General features: G+C 69.1%; 3 protein-coding genes. All 3 read right to left on the reverse strand.

The genetic code is table 11. The features are described from left to right. Positions 1–1,670, reverse strand: a 1,670-nt coding sequence (locus AC1DFC_RS29235; protein ID WP_478180526.1) for a condensation domain-containing protein, incomplete at its 3' end; no start/stop codon positions are given. Continuing rightward, positions 1,670–4,819 (reverse strand): non-ribosomal peptide synthetase, encoded by a 3,150-nt coding sequence (locus AC1DFC_RS29240; RefSeq protein ID WP_413332286.1) that lies wholly within the window; start codon positions 4,817–4,819, stop codon positions 1,670–1,672. The genes AC1DFC_RS29235 and AC1DFC_RS29240, both read right to left, overlap by 1 nt. A 4-nt stretch (positions 4,820–4,823) precedes the next feature. Continuing rightward, the coding region (locus AC1DFC_RS29245; protein WP_478180527.1) for a non-ribosomal peptide synthetase at positions 4,824–10,933 on the reverse strand (6,110 nt) is incomplete at its 5' end.

The raw sequence follows: 10,933 nt of genomic DNA on the forward strand, positions 1-10,933 counted from the left end.
ATCTCGATGGAGCGTTCCACCGCGATGCCCACCTTGGTCTCGGGCTTCACGCCCCGGGCGATCAGCCGGTGTGCAAGGCGGTTGGCCTGTGTGTTGAGTTCGCCGTAGCTCAGCGTTTGCTCGCCGAAGCACAGCGCGGGTGCTTCGGGCCGTGCGCGCACTTGCCGTTCGATCAGCCGATGGATCGGCTCGCCGGCTTCGGCTGCCTGCCTGCACGCACCCCACGAGGCCAGTTGCGCACGCTCCGCCTCGCTCGAAAGATCGATCTCCGAAAAGACCTGGTCCGGATCGACCGTCAACGTCTCGAGCAGGCGCACATACCAGCCCGCCAGCCGCGCCACGGTGGCCTCCCCAAAAAGATCAGTGTTGTATTCGATCTGCGCGTACGCACGCGTCGGTTCGATGAAGAAATCCAGCGACAGGTCGAACTTGGCGCTCGCGTTGCCGCCCCCGACCTGCTCCGCGCGCACGTCGCCGAACGCGAGGTCGGCAACGCTGTCGCTCATCTGCACGCCGAACATCGCCTGGAACAACGGGTTGCGCGACGCATCGCGCTTTTCGTTCCGGCCGGCCAGCAGCGCATTGAGGGGAAGGTCCGCATGCTCCAGCGCCGACAGCGAATCGCGCCGCACCCGCCGGCAGATTTCGCGCAACGTCGCGCGCGGCTCGAGCCGCGCCCGGAACACCTGGGTCGTCACGAAGAACCCCACCAGGTCGCGCACCTCGTCGCGATGGCGGCCGGCATTGGCCACGCCGACGGCAAAGTCGTTCTGGCCGCTGTACCGGCCCAACAGCATCTGCCACGCCGCGAGCAGGACCACGAAGGGCGTGCATTTCTCCGTGCGACAGAACTTCTGCAACGCCACCGCCAGCGCCGGCTCCAGCGCGAAGCGATGCACCGCACCGTCGAAGGTCTGCCGCGCAGGGCGCGCCGCGTCGAGCGGCAGCTCCAGCGGTGGCACATCGGCACCCAGGTGGGTGTTCCAGTAGTCCAGTTGCTTCGCCAGGCCCTCGCCCTGCAGGCGCTCGCGCTGCCACAGCGCGTAGTCGGCGTACTGGGCCGGCAAGGCCGGCAGCCGCACGGCCGCACCCGCAGCCAATGCCAGGCGGTAGGCTGACGCGAGGTCCGCAGCGAGGATGGGGTTGGACCACGCATCCGACACGATGTGGTGCAGGCAGACCGTCAGCACATGCTCCTGGCCCGACAGCCGGATCAACCTGGCCAACAATGCAGGCGCGGCGTCCAGGTCGAACACATGCAGGGCCGTCTCGCCCGTCAGCGCATCGACGCGCGCCTGCCGCGCGGCCCCGGACTCCAGGGACAGATCGAACCGCTCCAGCATGAACCTCACGTCCCGCACCATCTGCTGCATGGGCACGCCGTCTTTCTCGAAGAAGCGGGTGCGCAGGATGCCGTGGCGATCGATCACGGCCTGGAACGCGCGCTCGAGCGCATCCGCGTCCAGCGGGCCATGCAGGCGGAACGTCCGCGGCAGGTTGTAGGCCGTCAGCCCCGGCTCCAGGCGCTGCAGGAACCACAGCTGCTCCTGCGCAGGGGACAACGGCACCTCATCGCCGTCCGACACGCGATGGAGGATTTCGTCGTCGCCATCGTCATCCGCCCATCCGTTCTCCGCTGAAATCCGCCGCGCCGCATTGCTGCTGTTCATCACTGTTCCATCCTGTATGCCGAAACCGATCCCTCGTTCTCCATCGTGCGAAGCGCCGCTGCGAGCGTGGCGACGCTGGGATGGTCGAACACCAGCCCCGGCGCGATGTCGATCCGCAGCTGCTTGCGGATGCGCGCCACAAGCTTGATCACAAGCAGCGAGTGCCCTCCCAGCTCGAAGAAGTCGTCTTCCACGCCGATGGCGTCGCGCTGGAGCAGGCTTGCCATGCACTCGGCCAGCACCGATTCGAGCGCGTCGCGCGGTGCCGCCGCCACCGGCTTGCGGTCATCGCTGCGTGCCGCGGACAGCAGCGACTGCCGGTCGATCTTTCCGTTCGGCAGCCTCGCGAACTCCGCGACGAAGATACAGCGCGCAGGCACCATGTGTGCGGGCAGCAGCGTGCCCAGCCGTCCTGTCAGCGCCGAGCGACCGGCCTCCGACGCGAGCGCCCCGTCACCCACGACGAAGGCCCGGAGTTCGGCGTCGCCTCCACCGCCCGGTACCGCCAGCACCACGGCCTGTCGCACGCCGGGCTGCGACAGCAACACCGCCTCCACCTCGGCCGGCTCGACGCGAAAGCCCCGGATCTTGATCTGGTCGTCCGCCCGCCCCGCCAGGCGGATGCCGCCTTCGGGCAGCACGCAGGCCAGGTCGCCCGTGCGGTAGAGCTCTTGCCCCGGCTCGAATGGATCGGCCACGAAAGCGCCTTCCACCTCCCGGTTCAGGTAGCCGCGGCACAGCTGCGCACCGCCGACATACACCGCCCCCAGCGCGCCGCTCGGCACCATGCGCAAGGCTTCGTCCAGCACATGGACGCGGTTGTTCGCCAGCACGCGCGACAGCGGCAGCACCGGGGATGCGGCCTCGCCCGCCGATACGCGGTGCACCATCACGCCCACCGTCGTTTCCGTGGGGCCGTAGTGGTTGTAGATCGCGGTATCCGGTGCAAGCCTGACGATGCGCTCGATGAGCGAGCGCGGTGCAGCCTCGCCGCCCAGCACCAGCGTGCCGGGCAGCTTCGGCGCCTCGTCCTCGAGCAGGGCCTCCAGGTGGGAGGGCACCATCTTGAGCGCGTCGATCCGGCGTTCGCGCATGAAGCCGGCGAAGGCTCGCGCATCCTTCACGTCGCCCGCTCCCGCCAAGACGAGGCAGGCACCGTTGTGGAACGCACCGAAGAGCGCGGTGTTGCCCAGGTCCGCGACGACGGAGCTTGTGAGCGCCCAGCGGCGGCAGCGAGCCAGGTCCATGGCCGATGACACCGCAGCCACGTAGTTGAGCAACTGCCCCTGCCCGATCACCACGCCCTTGGGCGTCCCCGTCGAACCCGAGGTGTAGAGCACATAAGCCAGATCCTGCATCGCGGGTTGGCATGCCGGTGCGCTGTCGGCAACACCGTCGAGGTCCATGTCGTCCAGCGATGCCTGCCGCCACGGCGCATCGCCAGCCGAAGGCACGCCTGCGGCATGGAGCACGAGCGACGGCACGGCGTCTTCCAGCACGGCCTGGCGGCGCGCGGCGGGCCACTCGGGGTCCAGCGGCAGGTAGCCCGCCCCGATGCGCCAGCTCGCCAGCATCGCCACCAGCAGATCGGCCGATCGCGGAAGGTTGAGCGCCACCAGCGTTCCAGCCGCGGCGCCCCGGGCCTGCAGCCAGTGCGCCATCCGGTTGATTCGCGCATCGAATTCGCGATAGCTCAGCAGCACGTCGCCAGCCTCCAGCGCGGGCGCGTCCGGCGTCGTCCGCGCCCAGCGGGCGACATGCCCGGCCAGCGTGAGGCTTCCGAAATCGGCCGCCGCACCGCGCGCTGCCAGCAGCAGCAATTGGCGCTCGCGCTCACACACCAGCGCGAGGCTGCCGACCGGCGCGCGCGGCTGCGCCACGGCATCCTCGAGCAAAGTCTGGTACTGCCACAGCAGCCGCTCCACGGCCTGGGGCGAATAGCGCGACACATCCGCATGCACGGACAACGTGAAAGCCTGCCCGGCCCGACCGACCTGCATGGCCAGTTCGAAACAAGGCAGCGGCCCGGGCGCGGTGTCCACGCGCCAGGCCACGGCACCGTGCGAGCGCACCGGTATCTCGTCGAAGCCGAAGCCCACGTCGAGGTGCGCAGAGATCGGCGGCGCATCGATCGCCCAGTACTCCTGGGCCTCGGCGTGCGCCTCGAGCGTTTCGCCCAGGCGTGCGATCCAGTCGGAGAAGCGCTCGTCGGGCGCGATGTCCACGACCACGGGCAGGATCTTCTCGAAGACGCCCACCGCTCCCCGCATCACTTCGTAGTCGTGCCGGCAATCGTTCTGCCAGCCGGCGACGAAAGGCCTGTGGCCGGTCAACCGGGCCACGAGCAGCCACCACACGGCCTGCAGGAGCAGGTCGGTGCCGCACCCGAGCTGCCCGGCCGCTTCCTGCGTGCGGGCGGCAAACGCCGCATCGAGAGGAAGGGAGAGGCTGGCACGCGCCGGCGACGCGACCTCGCGTACCCCGTCCATCCGGTTGTTCAGGCGCGGTGCCTGCAGCACATCGGCGCGGTCGATGCAGGTCTGCCAGTAGCCGCGCCCGTCGGCGGCCTCCTCGCCGCTGTCGAGGTCCTGGCGCCATTCGACGAACTGCGTGTACTGGAAAACCTCGTCCGCATCGACGGCCTGCCCCGTAAGGTAAGCCGTTGCAATCTGATCCAGCAGGCCGTGCAGGCTGCCCTTGTCCGCGGCGAACACGCTGGCAACCAGCACGAACTTGTGCCGTGTTTCGCCGAGCCGGGCAATGCCGACGCGCAGCGCCGCGCCGCTCGCGACATCCAGCGGCTCCTGCGTGCACGCGGCGATCCAGTCGGCCAGCGCGGTCGCGCTGTCGGCATTGCCGCGAAGGTCGATCCTTTGCCAGCGCAGCGCAGCCGCCGCATCCAGGGCCTGTTGCCTGAGACCCCGGAAGCCGGGAACCTGCAACACCGCCGAGCGCAAGGCCACATGGGCTTGCACGATCGAGCGGGCCGCGGCCTCGAGGCGCGTCGCGTCGAGCTCGCCGTCGAGGTCAGCCTGCAGCACGAGCTTGGGCGCGCCGGGAGCGGCCTGCTCCCCATGCTGCGCCCGGATGGCACGTTGCTCAGGACTGAGCGGCAGCGAGGAAGTCGTGGTTTCGAGAATGGCAGCCATGGCTTCAGCCCTCGAACACGGCGGGTTGCCGAGCGGCCCCGGGAGCCTGCGCAAGCGCGGTGCGGTCGCACATCGCACCCATGGCGACCACGATCTTGCGCGGCCCCTCGTACGGGTCCCTCGCGTGTGCCGCGAGCATGTTGTCGAGCATCACCACGTCGCCCTGGCGCCAGTCGAAGCGCACGGCGCACGCTTCGTAGGCGCGGCCGACCACTGCCATGGTCTCGTCGTCGATCGGCGTGCCGTCGCCGTAGGTCACATGCCGCGGCAGGTACTCCAGGCCACCGGCCATGGCCAGCAGGTCTTCGCGCACGTCCGCCTCCAGGCAGCTCGCATGGTGCAGCTGGATCTGGTTGAAGAAGACGCGCTCGCCGGTGACGGGATGCGTGATCACCGCCGGGCAGCGGGTACGGGTCTGCAGCGTGTCTTCGTCCAGCCAGCGCCAGGCGGTGCCGGCCAGCGCGAGGCGCGTCTCGACTTCGGCCTTGCTCTCGGTCTTGAAGAAGTCCTTCCAGCTCACGTCGAACCGGGGTACGAAGGTGCGCACGTACATCAGCTCCTTGCGCTCGAACTCGGCCACCATGCCGGCCGGCAGGAGGCGCAGCATCTCGCGGCAATCGACGATGGGCGTGGCGCCGCCCACGGGCGAAGGCAGCTCGCAGAAGAACCACTGCTTGCGCGGCCAGCGGTCGAGGTGCGAACTCTCGTTGTGATACAGGATCATCTGGCGCTCGGGGTACGGGGTCGAACGGTAGGTGTTGCGCCCACCCTCCTTCTTCGGAAGATCGCCGTAGCCGCCGTAGAGCTCGGGTTCGATCACTTCCGCGAAGGCCTCGAATTCCTGCGGCGTGCGCAGGCCGAAATTGCGCAGCAGGATGCCGCCGTGCTTGCCGAGGCTGGCCTCGATGTACGCGCCCTGCTCCCGGGCCCATGCCACCGCGTCGATGTCGCTGCCCGTGGCCTCGATGACCAGTGGGAAAGCCCGCTGGTCCGACAGGAAGGAGGTGCGCACGGGCGAGCGCGGTGCGGCCTGGACGTTGCGATCCTTGGCGGTGAATTTCTTGAGCTTCTGCAGCTTGCCCGGCGCGGGCGAGGTAGACGGCATGGTGTTTCTTTCCGTGTTGGATGGAATGACGAAGCCCTCCAGCATCCCGTTGGGTGCCGCGACGACCTGCTGCAGGAGACCGCGCCACGCCGTGGATGCGCGCTCGATGGTCTCGCGCAGGTACAGGCTGGAGGCGAAGGTCCACTCGGCCCGCAGGCCGCTTTCGTTCTCTCTCACGAACACCGCGAGATCGAACTTCGATGTCGTCCCGGGCCTCGGGATCGGCTCGATGACCACGCCGGGGATCTCGAAGCGTCCCTCGGGCATGTTCTGCATGACGAACAGCACCTGCACCAGCGGGCTGTGCTGGCGGCTGCGGGGCGCGCCGACCAGTTCGACGATCTGGTCGAAGGGCACGTCCTGGTGTTCGAAGGCCGACAGCGTGCTCTCCTTGATCCTCGAGAGCCACTGCACGAAAGGCAACGCGGGCGCGAGCCGGGAACGCAGCGGCACGACGCCGACGAAGAAGCCGATCAGCTCTTCGAGCGCCGGATGGTCGCGCCCTGCGACGTCGGTGCCGACCACCAGGTCGTCCGACGCGGCCTGCCGGTGCAGCACGAGCAGGAAGGCCGACAGCAGCAGCACGTACAGCGAGGTCTTCTGCTCCCGCGCAAGGCCACGCAGCGCTTGCGCGAGCTCGTGCCCGATCTCGATGCCGACCGTGTCGCCCGCCGCCGACGCCACGGGAGGCCGGGCGTGATCGGGCCTGAGCGTGGACAGGGCGGGTGCGGCCTCGAGGTAGCTGCGCCAGAACGCGGCGTCCCGCGCAAGGTTCTGCGCGAGCTTGCGGTGATGCCAGTCGGCGTAGTCGGCGTACTGGATCGCGAGCGGCGCAAGGGGTGAGTCGCGCCCTTCCCGCAGCCCCGCATACAGGGCCATGAAGTCCTGGATGAAGACGGCTTCGGACCAACCGTCGAACACGATGTGGTGCACGCACAGCAGCAGCACGTGTTCCTCGGGCTGCAGGCGCAGGACGGCCGCCGCGAAGGCCGGGCGGGTGGCCAGGTCGAACGCGGTGCCCGCGTGCGCGGCGAGCGCATCGTGCATTGCCCTCGCCTGCACTTCGGCCGGGAGGTGCGAAAGATCCGTCAGCGCAACGGCAAGCTCGCTCTCCGGCGCAATGCGCGCCACGGGATCGCCATCGTCGTTCTCGGGAAACCAGGTGCGCAGCACTTCGTGCCGTTGCACGATGGCGTCGAGCGTGGCGCGCACCAGGTCGACATCGAGCGCGCCCGACAAGCGCAGTGCCGCCGAAATGTTGTAGGCCGCGTGCTTGCCGTCCGATGCATCCGACAGCCGATTCACCAGCCACAGGCGCTGCTGCGCGGGCGAGAGCTTCATGTCGGCCACGCGCTCGACCGGTTGCAGCACCGGCGCGCGAGCGGACAAGGGGGCGTCGTGCCGCGCCCGGGCGACATTCGCGAGGTCGCGAAGCACCGGGTGCTCGAATATCCTGCGCAGCGGCAGGTCGAATCCGCCATCGACGCGCGCCCTCGACGCCAGCTGCGCCGCCAGCAGCGAATGCCCGCCGAGCTCGAAGAAACTGTCGTGCCGTCCCACGCGCGGCACGCCCAGCACCTCGGCCCAGATCGCGGCCAGCTTCTCTTCCACCGCGCCTTCGGGTGCCTCGTATGCCCGGTCGCTCGCGAACTCAACCTCCGGCAGCGCCTTGCGGTCGATCTTGCCGTTTCCGTTCAGGGGCAGGCGCTCGAGCACGACGATGGCGGCCGGCACCATGTAGTCGGGCAGTGCCGCGGCGAGGCGGTCGCGCAGCGTCGCCGTATCTGCCGCCTGCCCTGCCTGCAGTGCGATGTAGGCGGCCAGCGATGCGCCGTTCGCGCTCTCGCGCGCCACCACCACGGCCTCGCGAACCTCGGGCTGCGCCAGCAGCTGCGCCTCGATCTCGCCGAGCTCGATGCGGAAGCCCCGCACCTTCACCTGGTGGTCGATGCGGCCCAGGTACTCCAGCTGACCTTCGGGGTTCCACTTCACCAGGTCGCCCGTGCGGTACAGCCGCTGGCCGTCCTGCGCCGCGATGAAGCGCTCGGACGTCAGGCCCGCGCGCCGGAAATAGCCGCGCGCCAGGCCGATGCCGCCCAGGAACAGCTCGCCCGGCACGCCCACGGGCGACGGGTTGAGGAAGCCGTCCAACACGTGCAGCGTCGTGGCCGCGATCGGCCCGCCGATGCGGGGCCTGCCGCGAACCGCGGCCGCCGTCGACCAGATCGTGGTTTCGGTGGGGCCGTACATGTTCCAGAGCTCGACGCCGAGCGCCAGCAGGTCTTGCGCAAGGTCTTCCTGCAGCGCCTCGCCGCCGCACAGGCCCTTGAAGTTCGCGGCCTGGCCGCCGTTCCATCCAGCGGCCCGCAAGAGCCGCCAGCCCGCGGGCGTGGACTGGAGCACGGTGGCACCGCACCCGTCCATCAGTTGGCCGAGCGCACTTCCGTTGCGCACCACGTCCCTCGGTGCCAGCACTAGGCGCGCGCCAGCGAGCAGCGGCAGGTACAGCTCCAGGGCGGCGATATCGAACGACAGGGAAGTGACCGCGACCAGCACGTCGTCCTGCGTCATGCCCGGCGCCTGCATCATGCTCAGCATGAAGTGGCTGAGCGACCGGTGCCGCACCATCACGCCCTTGGGCTTTCCCGTGGAGCCGGAGGTGTAGATGACGTAGGCCAGGTTCTCGCCTCCGAGCGCGACCTGCGGGGCGGCATCGGAGTGGCTGCCGGTGTCCAGCGTGTCCAGCGCCACCACCTGCAGCGCCTCGGCGCCCGGCACCAGGGCTCTCAGGTTGTCTTGCGTGAGCAGCAATCCGATGCCGCTGTCGGCCACCATGTAGGCGAGGCGGTCCACGGGGTACTCCGGGTCGAGCGGCACGTACGCCCCGCCGGCCTTCAGGATCGCCAGGACCCCGACCACCATCTCGACGGAGCGCTCCACCGCGATGCCCACCTTCGTCTCCGGCTTCACGCCAAGGGCAATCAGGCAATGCGCCAGGCGATTGGCCCGTGCCTCGAGCTCCGAATAGCTCAGCGCCTCGTCACCGAAGACCAGCGCTGTCGCGCCCGGCCTGAGCGCTGCCTGCCGCTCGATCAGCCGATGCACCGGCTCGTCCTGCGCATACCGCATGGGGTTTTCGCCCCATGCGGCAAGCTGGCGCCGTTCGTCGCCGGACATCACCTCGAGTTCGCAGGCCGGCCGCTCGGGCTGCACCGACAGGCCCTGCACGACGGCCTCGACGGCGGCGGCCATCAGGCCGCACACGCGAGCGGCATCCACCGCCTCGTGAATCTGCGCGACCAGATGGAAGCCCTCGCCCAGGTCGTCCACCGACATCTCGATCGGGTAGTTGGTGCGCTCCCTGCTGCCCAGGATCTCCATGCCTTCCCACAACGGGGCCTTCTCTTTCTCCTTGCCCTGCTGCGCGCCGTAGCGGTAGTTCAGCAGCGCCGTGAACAGCGGCATCCGTTGCGGCAGCGCGCTGCAGCGCTGCGCCAGCGACAGGCTGGCGTACTCGTGATTCAACAGTTCGCTGAGCGCCGCGTGCGTCTGGCGCACGCACGCCTGCACGCTTTGCGTTCCCAGCCGGATGCGCACTGGCAGCGTATTGATGAACATGCCGAGTGCCCGGTCGACATTCGCACCGCCCTGCATGCGGCCGAACAGCACGGTGCCGAACACCACGTCGTCCCTGCCCGTGGTCTTGCCCAGCACCAGCGCCCAGGCCATGTGGAACAGCGCCGCGGCGCTCACGCCGCATCTCTGCGCCTGGCTCCTGACCTGCGATGCGAGCCGTGCATCCAGCGCAAGCGAGGCTTCCCGCACCCGGGTGCCGTCGCCTTGCACGTCGAGCAGGCCGAAGGGCGCCGTCGGCTCCTCCACATCGGCGAGCATCTGGCTGAAGAAGGCCTTGTGCCCGGCCTGGCTCAGGTCCAGCCTGGCCTGCCCGACGAAGTGGCGGAACGGTACGGGCGCCGGCAACTCGGCGCTGCGGCCTTGCTGGATCAGCGCGATTTCCTCGACGACCAGCTCCAGCGTGGTGTGGTCCACCACCAGGTGATGGTTGGCCAGCTGCAGGAGCCAGCGGCCCTTGTCCGCTTCGTGGGCCGCAATCACCCTCAGCATCGGTGCCTTGCGCACGTCGATGCGGTAGCGCGCCGGGTCGACGTGGGCATCGAGCCGCGCGGAAGCGCTCGCGCCGCCCGGCGCGGCATCTTTCAGCCACTGGAGTTCGAGCACGGCCTTGCGATGCACCACCTGCATCGGTTCGGGAAGGTCTTCCCACATCACGGCCGTTCGCAGGATGTCGTGGCGCGCGATCACTTCGTTGAAGCTGGCGACGAAATGCTCGAGCCTTCCGCGGCTTTCGAAACTCAGGCGGTTCAGCGTGATGTATGCGTCGCCCTCGGCCTGCAGTTGGTGGTGGAAGAGCATCCCCTCCTGCATCGGCACCAGCGGATAGATGTCCTGGATGTTGGCGGCCCCGCCCGGCACCGCCGCCTCGATGCGCGCGATCTGCCGTGCATCCAGGGTCGCCAGCGTCAGCATCTCCGGCTGTATCGCCCGGCAATCCGCCGGAATGCCGTTGGGAGGAACGGACAGCTCCTGCCGCGCAGGCTCCAGCACCAGCGCCTGCGCGAATGCGCCGAGCTGTGGCTGCTGGAACAGCGTGCGCACCTGCGTCGACCAGCCCTGGGCGCGCATGCGCTCCAGCAGCCTCAGCGCCAGCAGCGAATGGCCGCCGAGTTCGAAGAAGTTGTCGTTGCGGCCCACGCGCTGCACGCCCAACACATCGGCCCAGATGGCGGCCAGCTTTTCTTCCACCTCGCCCGCGGGCGCCTCGTAGGCGTGCTCGCTCGTGAACTCCGGCGCCGGCAGGGCCTTGCGGTCCACCTTGCCGTTGGCGTTCAGCGGCAGTGCGTCGAGCACCACCAGCGCGGCGGGCACCATGTAGTCGGGCAGCGCCTGGCCGAGCTTCTGCCGAAGCTGTGCCGTGTCGATGTCCTGCC

This window comes from Variovorax sp. 10L421, from assembly GCF_056395365.1.